Below are 18257 nucleotides of genomic sequence, written 5' to 3' on the forward strand. Positions count from 1 at the left end.
GTTTGACTGAACCAACTGGCCCCTTTTTAAACCGGTGCCTGGCCCCATTTTATACCGGCGTTGACAGCGGGATATGATCGGCAGAGCCGCGAGGACCTCAACGATGATGGTTGGGCGGATATGCCGGGCTTTGAGCGCTTCACAGTTCGACGCCGGCTTTTCTGGGATGGCGCTGACGAATCGAAAGCGTTGCTGACCCTCGGCGTGATGGCCGAACAGCGCGACGGCGGCACCATGCGAGGCGCTGCTTCACCAGATGGTGTGCCCTTCGTGCAGGCACAACGCAGCCGTCGATATGTTCTGGGCCTGACGGCAGAGACGCCGCTGAAAGGCATCGGCACGTTTCACCTGCGCGCATCCGGCGTGACCCAGTCCCATCGCCATCGCTTCGGCGACGTCATCGAGAATGACCGGCACAGGACCGGTCTGGCCGAGGCATCGTCGGCGGTGAGCCTGGCGCGACCACATGGCTGGCGGGCGCGGCCATCCAGGCGGATGATTATCGCTCAAAGGCCTATTCTGACTTCGACTAGCGTCACCGTGCCCTCGCTCTTCGTTAAGGGGAGCATAAGCTGGGTGACAGTTTGACCCTTTCAGGAAGCGCACGATGGGACGGTCACAGCGATTATGTTTCACGCATCAGTCCACGCCTGTCGGCTCTCTATAAGGCCGGACCGTGGACGATCGCGCGTCGCTTGGACGCGGATTCTACGCGCCGACGCCATTTGTTGAAGAGGTTAAGGCCAACGGCCTTTCGCGCCTCGTGCCCTATGCCAGGTTGAAGGCCGAGGTGGCGGACAGCGCCTCGATTGATTTCGGCTATGCGCATGGTCCGTTGGAAGTCAATGTCAGCCTGTTCGCGTTTAACATCGACAATGCCGTGCAACTCCAGATGGTCGATGCCAGTCACGTGACCCTCATCAACGCCACCGGCCTGACGAAGAGGCGAGGCGCCGAGGTATTGCTCCGCTACCGCTGGAACGCGGTGACACTGACCGGCAGCTATGTTCACGTCGAGGCGAGAGAGCCTGACCCCGATGCCGCGGGTCGCCGCATAGTGCCCCTGACACCCCGCGACACCGCCGGGCTGGTCGCGATATGGGAGAAGCATGGGCGCGGGCGTTTTGGGATCGAAGCCTATTACACTGGGCACCAGTCGCTGGACGACAATCCCTATCGCACCCGCAGCCGACCCTATGTCCAGCTTGGCGCCATGGGCGAGCTCATCCTCGGCAAGGTCAGCCTTTTCCTGAACCCCCAATGATTAAGTAGCACGATCGGAACGCGCTGTGCTGGCCCCAATCAATACGCAAGAGAGATGTCTCCGACCTCCACCCGACGTGTCGGAACAGCCGCCCAGCTCTCGTGAACGTTCACTTGGACGTGTCCGGCTGAACGGTGACGACGACCATTCCCTTGGGTCGCCCGTCATGCACATGGGCGATGGCGTCGTTCAGTTCGTGGAAAGCAAAACTCCCGTCGAGCACCTACCGAATCGTGCCGCCTCGATCAAGATAGCGGGTCGAGCTAGCTAATCGTCATCGTACCGACTTGGCACCGTACTTCATCGGTTCATGCACCTGATTTAAAAAAGCAAAAGATCCGAACAGAATTGCAAGAAAAAATTTGTTGCCCCACAGGTCTGATATCGATATCAGTTTAGGTATCGATATCAGACCTGTGGGTTTGGACGACAAATCGAGGCGCGATATGCGCCCGACACGGAGGGGAAAAAAAATGAACAAGTTGCGCTTAATGTCCGTTTTGCTCGCAAGCGGTGCAGCTCTGCCTGCAATCGCGCAGACTTCTGCGGCCCAAGAACCGCAACCGCAGGCGGCCGATGCGACAGCAGAAAGCGCTACCTCGGACATTGTCGTGACCGGAATTCGCGCCAGCCTCCAAAGCAGCGTGCAAACGAAGAAGAACACGATGGAAATCGTGGATTCCATCACTGCCCAGGACATCGGCAAGCTTCCTGACCCGAACGTGGCAGAAACCCTCACTCGCGTACCTGGCGTGCAGGCTTATCGCTTCGGCGGAGAGGCATCTTCGCCAGTTGGGAACGGTTCAGGCCTGACAATTCGCGGTCTTACGGGACAGACTGGATCGCGAGTGGACGGCAGGGCCTATTTCACCGCTGGTAGCCGAGAATTCAACGTTGAAGGCGCCAGCCCAGGCATGGTGGCTGGTCTCGACGTGTTCAAAAACCCGTCTGCTGAGCACATCGAAGGTGCAATCGGTGGTTTGGTGAATATCCGCACCCGCAAACCGTTCGACTTCAAGGGACTGGCAGTATCCGCCGCTGCAGGCGGGCGCTACAACGATCTTGGCAAGAAACTCACCCCCGAATATTTCGGGATGGTGTCGAACCGGTGGGATCTGCCAGGCGGCGGGGAACTCGGCGTATTGCTGGCGGCCAGCTATTCCAAGAGTTTCAACCGCGGGGACAATACGCCAGCGGTGGGCGGAACGCAGTTCCGCCGCGCCATTCGCGGTGACAGTGCCGAGTACGCGGCCAACATCGGAACAGGACGGAACCTTAATCCTGCCTATCTAGGCCGCTCCGACGTCACCTATCTGGCGGACGTTGATCCTACCACCGTCTCCGCAAGTGAACGCCAGAACCTTCTGACGTCGGTGGGTGTCCAGGCCAACATCGCCCAGGAGGACTACGCTCGCACCCGCAAGGGCCTCAACGGCGCGCTGCAATGGCGACCAAGCCCTGATCTGGAATTCTATGTCGAGGGGAACTACAATTCCTATCTCTATCACCAGAGCTATCGCTTCCTTAACGCGACGGACAGCCGCTACGCACAGAATCTCTCCGCTCAGGCGTTCACAATCGATGAGTTGCTGGCCAACCGCAATGCTAACGGCGGCTCAAACGATCTGCTCTCGGGTCAACGCATTACCGGCGGCACCTTCCTGAATTCAGGGCTCTCGACTACCGGTGGTGACGAGCATCGCCGTTACAAGACGTTCGTGATCGCGGGGGGCACCAAATGGGCCGCGACCGACCACCTCGATGTCAATTTTGACTTTTCCTATGTCAAGGCAGACCAGTCACAGGACAATCGGTCCGTCACGCTTGCATCGGCTGCTGGACTGACGTGGGACATCACGCGCGACCTTGGACGCCCACAGCAGGTTTCAATCACCGGATCTGATTTGTCCTCGGCCAGCTCATGGGTCTTCAACAACTACTCGAATGCCACCAACCAGGTATTCCACGACGATGGCATCGCCGCAGCGCTCGATCTCGTCTACAAGTTCGACAATTCCTTCCTGAAGGACATCAAGGTCGGAGCACGATATGCTACGCAGAAGGATCGGTACAGCAACTATTCGTTCAGTAACCGGAACCTGACCACGAACGGCCTCGCTTTGGCGGCCGATCGCTCCAACGCCATATCGGTTTCGTCGATGGCCGACCTGGTCGAAACATCGCCGACTAACTTCATGGATGGCCAGGCAGGCTATTCGGGCGGATATCTGGTGTTTTCCCCTGACCAACTGCTGGGCGACAACGTAAGCGCTCGTTTCCCCAACGCGGGAATCTTGCCGGAAGATTCGCTTGCCGAAATCGTGCTCAACCGCCGATATTTCAGCGAGAAGAGCTATGCTGGCTATGCCGTGGCAGACTTCGGGTTCCTCGATGATCGGATCAAGGGCAACGCCGGGGTCCGCGTGATCAAGACCGACACCTTTGTGCGCGCCATGATTGATCCTACCAATTCAGGCACCATCACGCCAAGCGCAAGCACATCTTCATACACTTACGCCCTGCCAAGTTTCAACCTGACCGGCTACATAACGCCAGACACGCTTTTGCGCTTCGGCTACGGCAAAGGAATAACCCGCCCCGAGTTTTCAGCCCTCAATCCATCGCTCATCATCAACACCGTCAGCGGTGTGGGCACCGTCGGCAATCCCGATCTCAAGCCACAAACTGCGAACAGCTTCGATATCTCGTTGGAGCATTATTTCTCGCCGGTGAACTACGTCTCGGCCGCGCTATTTTACAAGAAAATCGACGGTTTCTTTAGCGGCGTGTCCTCCTGCCAGAATGTGGCTGGTGCCCCGACGCCAACAACCAACACCAGCTGCTCGGGCAACCAGTACTTCATCACACAGACCATTAACGCCGAGAAGGGAACGGCGAAGGGCATCGAACTCGCTGGGCAGACATTCTTCGATTATGAATTCCTTCCTGACTTCGCCCACCATCTCGGCGTGCAAGGTTCGTTCACCTACGTCGAGACGAAAAATCCGCTGACGCTCAACGGACAGCGCGTCAACACGATGCAGCCGCTCACGTCGAAGTACTCGTATTCCGTAACCGGGCTCTACGAAGACGAGACGATTTCGGCACGTCTTGTTTACACTTGGCGCTCCAAGGCCATTCTGTTTGGCCTAGCAGCGAACCCAATCGACGGCCGCTACATCCGTAGCTTCGGCTTGCTCGACGCATCGGTCAACTTCAACCTGGGGCACAATTTCTCACTCGCTATCACAGCGTCGAATCTCACGAACCAGGCTGCGGACCGCTTCGTAGGGGAACCGGATTTCGCAACCGGCATTGAGCGCCAGCACTTCATGAATGGCCGCAACTATGGGGCAACACTGCGCTACAACTTCGGAAGCTGATGCTTCTCGAGCGAGAGGGGAATCCTCCCAAAGAAACCCTCTTAAACCTCACGGGTCGCCGGCACTCCTCCTCCGCCGGCGACCCATTTTTCATCTTTGGGGCGAGACGGAGACGCTTTCCACGTACGCACCAACGTCGATGTCCTTGAGACTCAGGGCCTCCTTCGGCCCGGTAACACCAATCAGTTTGATCCCCCGTACGGACCTTTGAGGGTTGAACCCTGCAATGACGGGACGGTTGGCAGCACCCTGCCGCAAGGACAGTTTGTGCACTACGACATTCTCGATGCCGCGCCCCGGTGCGAGACTGTACTTCTGGTTGAAAACCACTTTGAAATTGAACAGCATACCTTCTTCGATCCGATCGACGCGAATGTCATCGAAGACCACGTTGCGTACCAAGTTGTTGTCACCGTCGGTGATCGCCAGCGCACCTTGATAGTCGCGATCGTCCTCGTCGTGGTCGAGAATGTCGATATTGCGAAATACTAGGTTTTCGATCGTGCGAGGCTTATCTCTGCTGCCGTGAAGACCGATGTTCACGGCATGCGCAACGTCCGCCCAGAGGGTTGAGTTTTCGACAAGATAATTTCGCGCATCGCCATGGTAGTCCCAACGATCACCGTAGATGGCCACAGTATCGTCTGACGTGCGCAGAAATACTCCGTCGATGAGAACATCTGAACACGCCATCAGGTCGATGCCGTCAGTCCATCCACCTGCACTAAAGGTACGCAGGTTCCGTATCTGCAGACCACGTGACTGACCACACATCAGGGTATAATGCTCTGGATTGACGACGATCGGACCATCGATCTCGACCGCTTCGGAATGGAGAACCGTGACCCCCTCCTTCCCGCCTCTAAGAATCCCCGGGCCGACGATGCGAACCCCGTGAGCGTCGACGACATTGACCTGTCCATCAAGGATTGCGCCGCCTTCGAGGTTCACGTCTGTGTTCGAATCGAAGCGGAAGACCTTCTGCCCTTTTGGTGGGAGATGGATGCCCGGGCCAAACGTTACCACCTTTCGGCCCTTCACTGGCTCAGAAGCCGGATATTTCGGATTGGCGAACAGGTGAAGGTTATGGAGCCGGTCACCGTCGAATTCTACCGACAGATTGGCGGGACCATTTAGCGTCAGATAAGCAATTGAACCGACCAGCCTGGCCGTCACTCCCGATGAGGCTGGGCGCACGGCGACATGGTGAACCACCCCATTGTTTTTCTGGATCGCCACCTCGACTGGGCCACTCGTTCCGAACGTAACCATCGATGCGGGTTGCGGATTGTCAAGGTCGACCATGACACGGAACTCGTACAGGTCCTGCCACTTTCCTCCAGGCTGTCGCACGCGCACCGTAAAAGTGTCGTTGGACGAGGAGTAGTAGTCGTTCCCGGGCGGCGGTGGGTAGACGTCGAGGGCCTCAGGCGCCTTAGCCGGCGCGCCTACTGCAGGAACCGCGAGAACCAGCGCGCTGAGTGCTAATGGGACCGCAAGCAGCCTCATTCACCGACTTTCCACCAGTCGAACTCGGCGTAGCCGACGGTAGTGGCAACGGCCGCCGGCGTTCCGAGAGCGGCCTGCCCGAAGAGGCCGACCTGCGCGCCGACCCAACGTCCCTGCTTGGCCTCAAACGACGGTCCCAGGCCGGCATAGTTCACGCCATCGAGGCTGTACGAGAAACTCACGTTCATGCGTGTTTCCTGCAGCATCGAGGGCCAGTAAGGCTTGAAATCAGGAGGCGGCACGTCGACCCTAGCTGGCTTGGCGCATGCCTTGAGCCAGATATGATCCTGATGGAGCACAGGGCCGCTCGTCAATTCGATTGGCGCGCCGGGGCGCTCGTCGTCTTTGTGCACCTGGACCACCCGCACACCTTCGGCCCGGTTTTCCAACCCGATCCATGCGAAGTTAATGCCGTGCACGGTCAGCCCACCCCGCTCCCCAACCCTCAAGGGGGCGAATCTCATCAATGTGTTTACACAAAAGGTCAGGCCCGGCAGTTTCTGCGATAGCACCGCGCCGGTTTCGTAGAGATCTGGAGATCCCGTCACCGATTTCAGCCGCAACCAACCGTCGCGTATGCTAACCCAGTCACTTGCCGGGTTGCTGCCAAACTGCCAGGCAAGCGAATAGCTTCCATCGAACTCGTCGTCGGCCACGGGCGCAGCAGGCGACTGCGCCGTAACACCAGGCTTGCGATACGCGAGGACTGGTTCGCCGCGCCCGTCGCCGTCGGGATCGGCCCCGATCACCGGCCAGCCGTTAATCCAGCGCACTGGTTGAAGATGAATGATGCGTCCGTACGCGTCGCGATCCTGGAAATGGAGAAACCAGTCCTCACCGCCCGAGGTATCAACCCATGCTCCCTGGTGCGGCCCATTGATAAGGGTGCTACCTTGATCCATCACGTTACGCCCTTCGTAAGGGCCCATGATGCTCCGGCTGCGAAAGACGCCCTGCCATCCGCCCTTGACGCTGCCACTGGGGACAAAGACGTAGTACCAACCGTCACGCTTGTAGAGTTTCGGTCCTTCAGTGGTCTGCCAAGGGCGTGGCCCTAAGCTGGTCGCGATTTTAGGCATGCGCTCCGCATCGATGATGATGTGCTCCGGCCCTTCTGTCTTCGTACCTTGTACGTCCAGCCTCTTAAGCGCGATCAGGTTTGATTTCCCCGCCCGACTTTTGGCAAAAGCGTAAGCCAGCCAACCGGTACCGTCGTCATCCCAGAAAGGTGCCGGGTCAATCGCTCCGTTAGTGCCATCGACCAAAACCGGTTCGCTCCAAGGCCCTTTCGGGTCTATTGACGAAACCATAAAGATGCCCCTGTCGGGGTCCGGATAGTAGATTGAGAAGCGGCCATCGTGGTGACGGATCGCTGGCGCCCATACGCCGCCGCCGCGCCGGACGGTGCGATAATGGTCGTCCGGGGAAATGCGGCTCAGCGCATGTCCAATCAGCGTCCAATTTACAAGATCGCGGGAATGGAGGATGGGCAGCCCCGGAACATCCGTAAACGAGGACGAAACAAGATAGAAATCGTCTCCGACGCGAACGACATCCGGATCCGAATAGTCTCCCGAGAGCACGGGATTGCGATAGGTGCCATCGCCTTGGTCGGAATGCCAGGGGCCTTCTCCGGCATTTGCCCCTGCCTCCACGGAAAAACATATTGCAAGAGCGGCAAATGAAAGCGCGGTCCTACTGACCATAGTTACCCTCCTCACTCGTTTGCGGCACCTTCGGCAAGCAGGAAAGCGCCTACCAATCCCGACGGTTCGCGGCACACGGGAGCTACAATCGATCGCTCCATGGCCTCCATGCTGCGCAGCGCATGAACATAGCCACCGAGAAGGTTGAGCGTGCGCTCCCGGATTAGAGGGAACAAGCGCTCTTGCTTCATAACCCCGCCGCCAAGCACGATTCGTTCAGGCCCCGTCGTCAAAAACAAGGACGCGCACAGCTGCGCAAGATAACTGGCCTCGACTTCCCAGAACGGATGGTCGTCAGGAATATGGGAAGGTTTTAGTGCCCAAGCTGCAGCCACGGCCGGCCCCGCCGCCAATCCCTCCAGGCAATCGCCATGGAATGGACATAGGCCGGCGAAATCACCATGCACCGGATGACGCCGAACCGGTATATGCCCGGCCTCAGGATGCCCGATGCCGTGGATGGCACGCCCAGAGCTTACCAGCCCGACGCCGATGCCCGTGCCGACCGTGACGTAGGCAAGATGTTGCAGCCCCCCACCGATCGCCGCGAGTTCCGCGAGAGCAGCCGCATTTACGTCAGTGTCCAATCCGATCGGAACATCGACAAGCCCGCTTGCGCGCTCGATGATATCCGTCCCCTCCCATCGTGGTTTCGGAGTTGCCAGAATTTTTCCATATTGCGGCGAAGCTGGATCCACCCCGACGGGACCGAAGCTCGCGATGCCGAGGCCCCCGATGGGCCCGAGATCCGCGGCGGAACGGAAAAAATCAGCAACGTCAGCAAAAGTGCTGTCGGGATCGCGCGTCGGGATGGTTGTCGAGCGTAGCGAACCGCCGCTGGAACTACCTATCGCGCAGACGAACTTCGTCCCGCCCGCTTCGATCGCACCGAAGGTGGTCATCCGGTCATCCTTTTGAATTTTCTGATTGCTTGCAGCGCAGCTGGTTCAGTCGGCCGGCGCGCCGGTCGAAGCTCTTTCAACGAGAGTCAGCATCTCGCGCACGTGCCGCACTTCTGGGCTTGCCCCCGAACGAGCCTCGCGAACTTGATCGCTCAGCAATGCAACAGCCCGCGATGCCATGTCCGAAATCGGCTGGCGTATGGTGGTGAGTTCCGGCCAGATGGTGGCAGCAATTTGTGCATCGTCGAATCCAGCAACGCTGAGATCGCCGGGGATACGCAGATTGAGACCATGGGCAACGGCGGTCACGGCTGCGGCCATGTCGTCGTTGCTGGCGAAAATTGCGGTCGGACGATTGGGTTGGTCCAACAATTTGTGTGCCGCATCCAGGCCCGAGCGATAGTTGAACAGACCAGGCGCTATCCATTCGTCACGGATCGTCAACGATGCACCGGCCATGGCCGCTCGGTATCCTTGCTCTCGGCGCTGGGAAGGGGAATGCGCAGGATCTCCTTGGATGAAGCCGATCGCGCGGTGCCCCAAGCCGATGAGATACCGCGTCATGTCGAACGCGCCCTTATAATCGTCAACGATAATAGCTGAGATGCCCTCCCGTGGGATGGCGGTCGCAAATGCCAGCGGGATCACGTCTGCGCTGGCGGCCAAATCGATAAGCGCTTGGGAATCGCAAAGTGGTGGCGGCAGGATGACCCCACCTATCCGTGCTTCGACGAGGCGATGGAGGCTGGCGATTGCCTCGGCTTCGGTTGCCCCTGGCTCGATAAGAAACTGGCAACCGCTTTCGCCGCTCTGGCGAAACGCGCCCATCAGGAAAGTACCAAGGTTAGATGACGAGGGGTTCGAATAGATCGCGCCTACCCGTACCGCACTGGAAAAGCTGCGGGCATTAAGATTGGGCGAATACTCCAATTCGGATATCGCGGCATTCACGCGCTCGCGCATCGCCTCGCTGACATGCCGTTTGCCCGTCATCACACGAGAAACTGTCATTGATGACACCCCGGCATGGCGGGCCACGTCGTGGATTGTCACGACGGGACGATGCGCGCTCTTGGCTACGCCGTCCTTGCGCTTCGTCTCTTTTGTCATCAAATTGCCTCTCCAGGGCCACGGCGGCCGGCGACCATCTGTTCCGATGGCGCGCTTCCCTTTCTGATATCGATAACTGGTCTTGACCTTGTGTCAAGTTAGGCCCTTGCCAAACGGGAATCTGCCCGGCATATTTGATATCGATAACAGAATGCAGCGCCTTAGAGAATTCGAATGCAGCTGCCGGACGATGAAACCTGAGAGGGTGCCGTGCTTGCTAATCGACAACGAAATTACGCTGTTTTAAGCGCCTTCCTGTTTGCGTTCTTCTTCGCGCAAGCGATGGCGATGTCATTGCTATCCATCTGGTTGACGCGCTCCCTTCAACTGAATGGTGCGCAGGCTGGCACGGTTTTCGCAGTCAATTCAATTGGTGCGATGCTGGCACAGCCCGCCTATGGCTTTCTCTCCGATCGAATGGGCTTCCGTAAGGTCGTGCCGATCGTGATCGCCTCGCTCGTGATCCTTGCCGGGCCGTTTTTCCTGTATGTCTATGCTCCCATGCTGCGTTGGAGCCTTCCGCTCGGTGCGGTCACAGGCGGTATCTACCTCGGCTTCACGTTCATGGCAGGCAGCTATGCTCTTGAGAGTTATGTAGACCGCGTCGGAAGGCGCTATGGCTTTGAATACAGCCGCACGAGACTGTGGGGATCGATCGGCTTCGCAACGGCGGCTGCGTTCTCGGGCCGGTTGTATAACGTCGACCCAGCGATAAACTTCTTCCTCGCCAGTCTCGCCGGGCTGGCATTGCTTCCTTTGATCCGCCTCGCCCGCGTCGAACCAGACGAGCAAGCGCAGAATGCTGCCGACCAACTAAGGCTGCGGGACACTCTCACGCTGTTCAAACAGCCTCGCTTCTGGCGCTTCATGATCCTGATCCTCGGGGTCACCAATCTCTATCTCGTCTACGACCAACAGTTTCCTTTCTACTTCTCCTCCCTCTTCCCCTCCCCGAAAGAGGGCAATGCGATGTTCGGTTACCTGAACGCAGCGCAGATTTTCGTAGAAGCCGGCGGCATGTTCGTGGCGCCGCTTATAGTCCGCAGGATTGGTGCGACACGCGGCCTATTGTTAGCGGCCCTAATCATGATTGTCCGCATCGCTGGATCCGGCTTCGCTATCGGACCGATCACGATCTCGCTGTGCAAAATGGCGCATGCGGTGGAGCTGCCCATCTTGGCCGTGTCGATTTTCCGCTACATCGCCTATCATTTCGAGGCCCGGTTTGCCGCCACGGTCTACATGGTCGGTGTCAGCTTTGGCCACTCGCTGGGGCTTGCGGTTCTCTCGCCTCTTGCGGGCATTGGCTATGACTTGGTCGGCTTCCAGCACACCTACTTCCTGATCGCAGGCTTTGCGCTTGTCTTTTGGATATGGTCCGCAATGGCTCTCGAGCCGACCCCCCCTGAATATTCGCCCGCCAGCCTCAAGACTGAGCAGGTGCCTGAAACCGCCGCGATTTCGTCCCCTGCGGACGCGCGCCGCTACGAGGATGCTCATTGATGAGTGAAGTTGCCTTCGAACCCTTGCCGCACCGCGCGCTTGAAAGTCCAACTCCAGAAACGCTCGACACCTGGATTGAAGCGGCGATTGCACGCATCGATCGCATGGTGCCACAGTTCGGCTCGCACTTCCCTGCCCCGTCGAGCGAAAGCAATATCTACGCTCCGATCGACAACGTCGAATGGACCAATGGCTTCTGGACAGGGATGCTTTGGCTTTCGTGGGAATTCTCTGGGGCCGACAAATATCGCAATGTTGCGGCACAAAACCTTGCCTCGTTCGCCAACCGGATCGAGAAACGCATCAACGTCGATCATCATGATCTGGGCTTCCTTTATACCCTATCGTCCTGCGCAGGGTATCGGTTAACGGGCGATCGCGCAGCGAGGGACGCCGGAATCTCTGCTGCTGCTCAACTGCTGTCGCGCTTTGATCCGGTAGCAAAGGTTATCCAGGCCTGGGGGGACATGAATGTTCCTGCAGAGCGGGGCCGCATGATTATCGACTGTAATCTCAACCTTCCCCTTCTTTACTGGGCAACGCGCGAAACCGGTGACAGGCGATTTGCAGAGGCGGCCGATCAGCACATTGAGCAGGCCGCACATCTCTTGGTTCGGCCGGATGCCTCGACATTCCATACATACTATGTCGATACCATCACCGGTGAACCGCTTCATGGTAGTACACATCAGGGCTTCTCGGACGATAGCAGCTGGGCCCGCGGCCAGGCTTGGGGCATCTACGGTTTTGCCCTCGCTTGGCGCCATACCGGTAAACAACACTACCTAGATCTTGCTTCGCGCCTTGCGAACCATTTCCTCAATCGCCTTCCCGAGGACGGCATTTGTTGCTGGGATCTCATTTTCAATTCTGACACGGATGTAGATCGCGACAGCTCTGCAGCAGCTATCGCCGCGTGCGGCCTGTTGGAACTGGCTCAGGCGCTTCCACTCTCTGACGCTCTTCGCGAAACCTATGAAGCATGGGCCGTCGCGATCGTCGAGACGCTCGGAAACAAATATCTTGCTCCGATCGACGGATCGAACGCCGTTCTACTCCATGCTGTCTACCACATGCCGAACAAGGCCGGCGTTGATGAAGCCTGCATCTGGGGCGATTATTTCTACCTGGAAGCTTTGATGCGCCTGCGCCGTCCCTGGCAACCTTACTGGGCGTGAGCCCTCACGAATCTCTCTAATTCTGGAGCTTATCGCATGTTCTGCAAGACCTACCACGCCACCCATCCCGACATGATGGAGTGCGTCTCCAACGAGGAACTGCGCGATCGCTACCTCGTGGGCGACATGTTCGAGGACGGCAAGGTCAACCTCAATTACTCGCACAACGAACGCTTCTTAATCGGCGGCGCGGTGCCCTCGCAGGGCCCCCTCAAGCTGCCCCCGCAGACCGAACCGAAGAGCGCCGAGGGTCATCCCTTCCTCGAACGCCGCGAAGCAGGCATCATCAACATCGGCGGCCCCGGCGCGATCACGGTGGACGGCCAGCGCTTCGAGATGCAGAACAAGGAATGCCTCTACCTGCCGATGGGCACCGACGAGGTGATCTTCGAAGGCGAGACCGCGCGCTACTACATCGCCTCCGTTCCCGCCCACAAGGCCTGCCGGATCAAGCACATCACGCTGGAACAGGCCAAGCCGCTGGCCCGCGGCGACCTTGCCAATTCGAACCAGCGCACGATCTACCAGCTCGTCATCCCCGGCGTCTGCGAGAGCGCGCAGCTGCTGCTCGGCCTCACCGTGCTGGAGGAAGGCTCGGTCTGGAACACCATGCCGCCGCACCTCCACGACCGTCGCAGCGAAATCTACCTCTATTTCGACCTGCCCGAAGAGAACGACCGCATCTTCCACTACATGGGCGAGCCGGACCAGATGCGCCACATCGTGATAGCCAACGAAGAGGCGGTCATCAGCCCCCCCTGGTCGATCCACATGGGTTCGGGCACCAAGAAGTACGCCTTTATCTGGGCCATGGGCGGGGAAAACCTCGACTATACAGACCTCAACGTGCTGGACATCTGCCAGCTTCAGTAAGCGTAGCGGCTTGGCCCCGGTTCGATCCCTCCCTCCCTTCGTCATTGCGAGGAGCATGGCGACAAAGCAATCCAGAGCCGCGTAAACCGCCGCTGGATTGCTTCGCTACGCTCGCAATGACGAACTGAGGGGATGGAACGTCTGGGTTAAGGCCACATAGGACCGATCCTTGTTTGGTCGGTCGGATTGGGACAGGACGGAACTAATGGCGATTTCCTTCGGCCTCGAAGGCAAGGCCGCGCTCGTGACGGGCGCCAATACCGGGATCGGGCAGGCCATTGCCGTGGCGCTTGCCGAAGCGGGCGCCGACGTCGCCCTCGCGGGTCGCAGCGAACCGGCCGAGACTCTCGCGCTGATCGCAGAGACCGGCCGCAAGGCGGTGAACATCAAGGCCGACCTCTCCTCGATCGAACCCGTCGGCCGGGTGATCGACGAGGCGGTGGCCGGGCTCGGCAAAGTGGACATTCTCGTCAACAATGCCGGGATCATCCGCCGCGACGACCTGCTCCAGTTCTCCGAAGCGGACTGGGACGCGGTGATCGACACCAACCTCAAGACCCTGTTCTTCCTCAGCCAGGCCGCCGCGAAGGGCATGGTGGAAAGAGGCGCCGGAAAGATCGTCAACATCGCCTCGCTGCTCACCTTCCAGGGCGGCATCCGCGTGCCCAGCTATGCGGCGGCGAAGTCGGGCGTGGGCGGCGTGACCAAGGCCATGGCCAACGAACTGGCCGCCAAGGGCGTGCAGGTGAACGCCATCGCGCCGGGCTACATCTCCACCAACAACACCGCAGCCCTGCAAGGCGACGAGACGCGCAACCGCCAGATCCTGGAACGCATCCCGACCGGACGCTGGGGCGACCCCAAGGATATCGCCGGTGCCGCGGTGTTCTTGGCTTCGGCCGCATCCGACTACGTCAACGGCCACTTTCTCGCCGTCGACGGCGGCTGGCTGGCGCGCTGATCTGACACGATGACCGGACATGTGACCTGCTTCGGCGAAGTCCTGCTGCGCTTCACCACCCCCGCGCACCGCCTGATGGTGCAGTGTGACACGCTCGACATGGTGGTGGGCGGTGCCGAGGCGAATGTCGCCTCCGGCCTCGCCGCGCTCGGCCATGCGGTGCGCATGGTCACGCGCCTCCCCGCCAGTCCGCTGGGCGACAAGGCCCGCGCGGCTCTCGGCGCGGCGGGCGTGGATACGCGCCATTTCACCGGCGGAGCAGGCCGCATGGGGCTGTACTTCCTCGAAAGCGGCGCGGGCCTGCGCCCTTCCGCAATCACTTACGACCGGGTGGGCAGCACCTTCGCGACAAGTGCGCCACAGGACTTCGACTTCGCCGCCGCGTTTGACGGTGCGCGGCTGCTGCACCTCTCCGGTATCACCCCGGCGCTCGGCCCCGGCGGTGGCGCGCTTGCCAAGGCGGCGGTGCGTGCGGCGCAGGAAGCCGGCGTGCCAATCTGCTTCGACGGCAATTATCGCGCGCTGGTCTGGGAAAGCTGGGACAGCAACCCGCGCGAGGTGCTGACCGAACTGGTCTCCGCCGCCACGGTGATGATCGGCAACCACCGCGATATCTCGCTGCTGCTGGGCAAGACTTTCTCCGGCGACGGCGAGGACCGCCGCCGCGAAGCTGCCGACGCTGCCTTCGCCGCTTTCTCGAACCTCAGGATCATCGCCTCCACCGCGCGCCATGTGGTCAACGCAGCGCATCACCGCATCGCCGCGCGGATCGACTCCCGCGAAAGCGGATACCAGACCGACGAGGTCGAAGTGACGCAGATCGTCGACCGCATCGGTACCGGAGATGCCTTCGCGGCGGGCGTGCTGCACGGCTGGCTGAACGGCGCTGATATTCAGAAAATGGCACAGGCCGGGCTGGCCTATAGGGTGCTGAAGCACTCCCTGCCCGGAGACATGTGCCTGATCGGACCGGGAGAACTCGATGCCTTGTCAAAAAATGGCGGTGACGTGCGGCGGTAAACGAAACCCGTCTGCGTAACCCGGCGAAAATGCCAAATCATCTCTGGTATCGATACCCACTTGCACCCCCCCACTGATATCGATATCAGACCTTTTAACAACTGGACGCCCTTGGGAGAGCGCTAATGAGTTTCAAAACCTTGCTCCGTCCCGGCGGATGCGTTTACGCGACCGCCAAGCTGACCCCTTTCCTGCTCGCCTCCTGTTCGGCGCTACCTGTCTTTGCTCAGGATAATGTCGCCGGTACGAGCCCGCAGGAAGCAACTACCGACGAAATCATCGTCACGGGCGTGCTTAACAGCACCGCCAAGCGAGATGCCGCTGTAGCCGTCTCGACGATCGATTCCGCGACCATCCAACGCTCAGCCCCGGTCAGCGCTGCCGACCTTCTTAAGAACGTACCCGGCGTCTACGTTAACTCGTCGATTGGCGAGGCCCGCAACATCGTCTACGCACGAGGCCTGTCGGTCGGCACGCAGTCGGCGACCTCAGGATACTATTTCGTGGCGCTGCTCGATGACGGTTTGCCGGTCATCGGCATTCAGGGTAGCGGTTTCCAACCCGACAGCTTCTACCGCCAGGATTTGACCTTGAAGCGCGTAGAAGCGCTTCGCGGCGGCAGCGCGACCGTCACAGGCCCTAACGCGCCTGGCGGCCTATTCAACTACATCTCCAAAAACGCGCTCACGGATCATGATGGCGGGGTCGCATCAGTTCGCATCGGGCTCGAAGGCAGGAGCCAGCCCTATCAGCGTGCCGACGCTTACTACGGGACCGAGTTCGGCGAGAGCGGGGTCTATGGCTCAATCGGCGGCTTTTATCGCCGTTCATTTGGATCAAGGCCAACCGCATATCCCTTTAACCGCGGCGGCCAGTTGAAGGCATCGCTTGGCTGGATCTACGGTTCTGGGTCGCTGGTACTTTACGGCAAGTACCTCGACGATCACAATGGATCCTACGATTCCGAGCGCATCCCATCAATCGGCTTCGACAACCCTCAGATTGCGCCGGGCCTATCGCGCTACGACAACTATACGCTGGGCCGCAAATCCGCCTTCACCATACCAGGATCGGGCGTGGTGAGTAGCCAGCGCTTTGATCCGGACAATCTCGACCATGCCGTGGCCCGCACCGTGGGCCTGAAATGGGAGCACGACATCGATGACACACTGCAGATCAACAACCATTTTCGTTTCAACGACAATCGTCTGAAACTGAACCAGAACGGCGTCGGTACGTTTGGGCTCGACAACCAGAACCTATGGAACAACCTCGGTTTCAGCGCCGCGGGCCTCAGCCGCGTGCCGGGCACGATTACCGTTGCCGGCAGCAACGGGCAGGTGCTGGCGCGCGTGGCCAGCGCTGCCAGTGGTTATACGGTACTGGCCAACAACCTTCCGAACCAGCAGGTTCTGGCCAACGGGGTCATCTCCGGAGCCGGCACATCGACCGACTTCGATGAGCAGTCGTTTATCGACCAGCTGACGATCTCCAAGCGCATCGGACGCTTGACCGCGACGGCGGGAGGTTATCTCTCGCGCTCCAAGTTCGTACGTGAATTGCTTCCCCCTGGCGGTTACATCGCGCCGATCCAGTCTGACATGGAGGCCGCGCAAGTCACGTTTACCGATGCCGCCACGGGCAAAGTATACCAGCTGACCAATGCCGCCGGATTCGGTTCCGTTGCCACGGCGCCAGCACGAAATTACGTTAAAAACCGTTCTACGTCATTATTCGGCGGACTCAATTGGAAGACGACCGACAAGCTTACCCTTGATTTTGGTATTCGCTACGAAAGCTTTGGCTACAAGGGCACCAATCTGCTGGCGTCTGCAAATCCGCAAGCGCGCGATCGTACTTACGGCGGCGTCGATGGCGATCCGTTGACAATTTATGATAACCTGATCGGCGTGCTCAATCGCGAGGTTCCTTTCGACAAGAAGCTGAACTTCGTGAACTACACGGCGGCGGCAAACTACCGCTTCTCCGATCGTTTCTCCGCCTACGTTCGCTATGCGCGCGGGAAGAAGAACGGTGATGGCCTTTGGGGAGGGTACGACACCGTGTTCAAGGCGGAGAACCAACCGATCACCCCGCCACTGATTACGCAGTACGAAGCCGGTTTCAGCTATGTGAGCCCGGCCGTTCGCTTGACCCTCACCCCCTTCCTTACGCTCCTCGACAAGGTGAACGTAGTAGGACAGGGCACCGATCTTGACGGGACGACCTATGTTACCGCTCCGGCATTCAACAAGACGAGGGTTTACGGTGTCGAGATCGAAGGCGATGCCCGAATAACCCGGCAGTTGCATCTGACAGCTGCGGTCACACTGCAGAAAGGCAAGGCCCTCGAATGGTACAACTGGAACATGGGGCAGACGGGCCGCGCTGACGACCGCCTGGAGGCCTACCCCAACAGCGCGCTTGAGAATCTTGCCAAAATGCAGGGCCGCATCGGCGTCGAGTATGCCACCGGTCCGTTCTCCGCGCTTGTCAATTTCACCTACCTAGGCTCTCGCCCTTCGAGTTTCACGGGCTTGACCAAATTCCCGGCGCAAAGCCAGACGGATCTCTCGTTGTCCTATGATGTGTCACCGGACTTCCGCCTCGGCTTGAACGTGAACAACGTGTTCAACGACATCGGTATTTTTTCTATCCAAAACCCGAATTTACCCATCTCTGGCCTCTCGCAAGCGCAGATCATCAGCATGTACCCTGATGCAACGACGGGTATCTTGACGACACAACCCCGCTCATTCTTCCTTACCGGTACAGCGAATTTCTAATGCACCAGCTTCACGCGCGAGCGATTGCGATGCCTCGAAACCCTATCTTCCGCCGGCTGACA

Annotated in this window: 13 protein-coding genes; 9 read left to right on the forward strand and 4 right to left on the reverse strand. The window is 59.3% G+C overall.

Translation table 11 applies throughout. The annotated features are described in order from the left end of the window. The first annotated feature begins 60 nt into the window (after positions 1-60). The 3 genes from ACZ1J6_RS06505 to ACZ1J6_RS06515 all read left to right on the forward strand — a co-directional run bounded on the left by ACZ1J6_RS06505 (position 61) and on the right by ACZ1J6_RS06515 (position 4647). Entirely contained in the window at positions 61-588 is a 528-nt protein-coding gene (locus ACZ1J6_RS06505) for a hypothetical protein (RefSeq protein WP_465127148.1), read from the forward strand. A gap of 88 nt (positions 589-676) precedes the next feature. Further along, positions 677-1264 (forward strand): TonB-dependent receptor domain-containing protein, encoded by a 588-nt coding sequence (locus ACZ1J6_RS06510; RefSeq protein ID WP_465127149.1) that lies wholly within the window; start codon positions 677-679, stop codon positions 1262-1264. A 473-nt stretch (positions 1265-1737) separates the two neighbouring features. Continuing rightward, positions 1738-4647, forward strand: coding sequence for a TonB-dependent receptor (locus ACZ1J6_RS06515; RefSeq protein ID WP_465127150.1), 2910 nt, complete (start codon positions 1738-1740; stop codon positions 4645-4647). 90 nt (positions 4648-4737) lie between these two features. Here the strand turns inward: ACZ1J6_RS06515 and ACZ1J6_RS06520 are convergent, their stop codons facing one another. Genes ACZ1J6_RS06520 through ACZ1J6_RS06535 form a run of 4 tightly spaced genes read right to left on the reverse strand, consistent with a single transcriptional unit; the run spans position 4738 to position 9874 of the window. Beyond that, positions 4738-6156 (reverse strand): glycosyl hydrolase family 28 protein, encoded by a 1419-nt coding sequence (locus tag ACZ1J6_RS06520; RefSeq protein WP_465127151.1) that lies wholly within the window; start codon positions 6154-6156, stop codon positions 4738-4740. Continuing rightward, complete coding sequence (locus ACZ1J6_RS06525) at positions 6153-7862, reverse strand: glycoside hydrolase family 43 protein (RefSeq protein WP_465127152.1); 1710 nt, start codon at positions 7860-7862, stop codon at positions 6153-6155. Before ACZ1J6_RS06525 ends, ACZ1J6_RS06520 begins: the two co-directional genes overlap by 4 nt. Before the next feature lie 11 nt (positions 7863-7873). Next, positions 7874-8764: an ROK family protein gene (locus ACZ1J6_RS06530; protein ID WP_465127153.1), complete on the reverse strand. Its 891-nt coding sequence runs from the start codon at positions 8762-8764 to the stop codon at positions 7874-7876. A 45-nt stretch (positions 8765-8809) separates the two neighbouring features. Beyond that, the gene (locus tag ACZ1J6_RS06535) at positions 8810-9874 is read right to left on the reverse strand and encodes a LacI family DNA-binding transcriptional regulator (RefSeq protein WP_465127154.1); all 1065 of its coding nucleotides are present in this window, start codon (positions 9872-9874) and stop codon (positions 8810-8812) included. A 210-nt stretch (positions 9875-10084) separates the two neighbouring features. On the opposite strand from ACZ1J6_RS06535, the gene ACZ1J6_RS06540 reads away from it, so the two are divergent. The 6 genes from ACZ1J6_RS06540 to ACZ1J6_RS06565 all read left to right on the forward strand — a co-directional run bounded on the left by ACZ1J6_RS06540 (position 10085) and on the right by ACZ1J6_RS06565 (position 18195). Next, the gene (locus tag ACZ1J6_RS06540; protein ID WP_465127155.1) at positions 10085-11377 is read left to right on the forward strand and encodes an oligosaccharide MFS transporter; all 1293 of its coding nucleotides are present in this window, start codon (positions 10085-10087) and stop codon (positions 11375-11377) included. Then, positions 11377-12555: a glycoside hydrolase family 88 protein gene (locus tag ACZ1J6_RS06545; RefSeq protein ID WP_465127156.1), complete on the forward strand. Its 1179-nt coding sequence runs from the start codon at positions 11377-11379 to the stop codon at positions 12553-12555. Before ACZ1J6_RS06540 ends, ACZ1J6_RS06545 begins: the two co-directional genes overlap by 1 nt. Before the next feature lie 36 nt (positions 12556-12591). After that, positions 12592-13428 carry a 5-dehydro-4-deoxy-D-glucuronate isomerase gene (gene kduI / locus ACZ1J6_RS06550; protein ID WP_465127157.1) on the forward strand — a complete coding sequence of 279 codons (837 nt, stop codon included), beginning with the start codon at positions 12592-12594 and terminating at the stop codon, positions 13426-13428. A 205-nt stretch (positions 13429-13633) separates the two neighbouring features. Beyond that, on the forward strand, positions 13634-14389 hold the full coding sequence (kduD, locus tag ACZ1J6_RS06555) for a 2-dehydro-3-deoxy-D-gluconate 5-dehydrogenase KduD (protein WP_465127158.1): 756 nt from the start codon (positions 13634-13636) through the stop codon (positions 14387-14389). A 9-nt stretch (positions 14390-14398) separates the two neighbouring features. Then, entirely contained in the window at positions 14399-15409 is a 1011-nt protein-coding gene (locus tag ACZ1J6_RS06560; protein ID WP_465127159.1) for a sugar kinase, read from the forward strand. Between the two features lie 125 nt (positions 15410-15534). Continuing rightward, positions 15535-18195 (forward strand): TonB-dependent receptor, encoded by a 2661-nt coding sequence (locus ACZ1J6_RS06565; RefSeq protein ID WP_465127160.1) that lies wholly within the window; start codon positions 15535-15537, stop codon positions 18193-18195. The last annotated feature ends 62 nt before the right edge of the window (positions 18196-18257 follow it).

The organism is Novosphingobium sp. BL-S-21, from assembly GCF_055521655.1.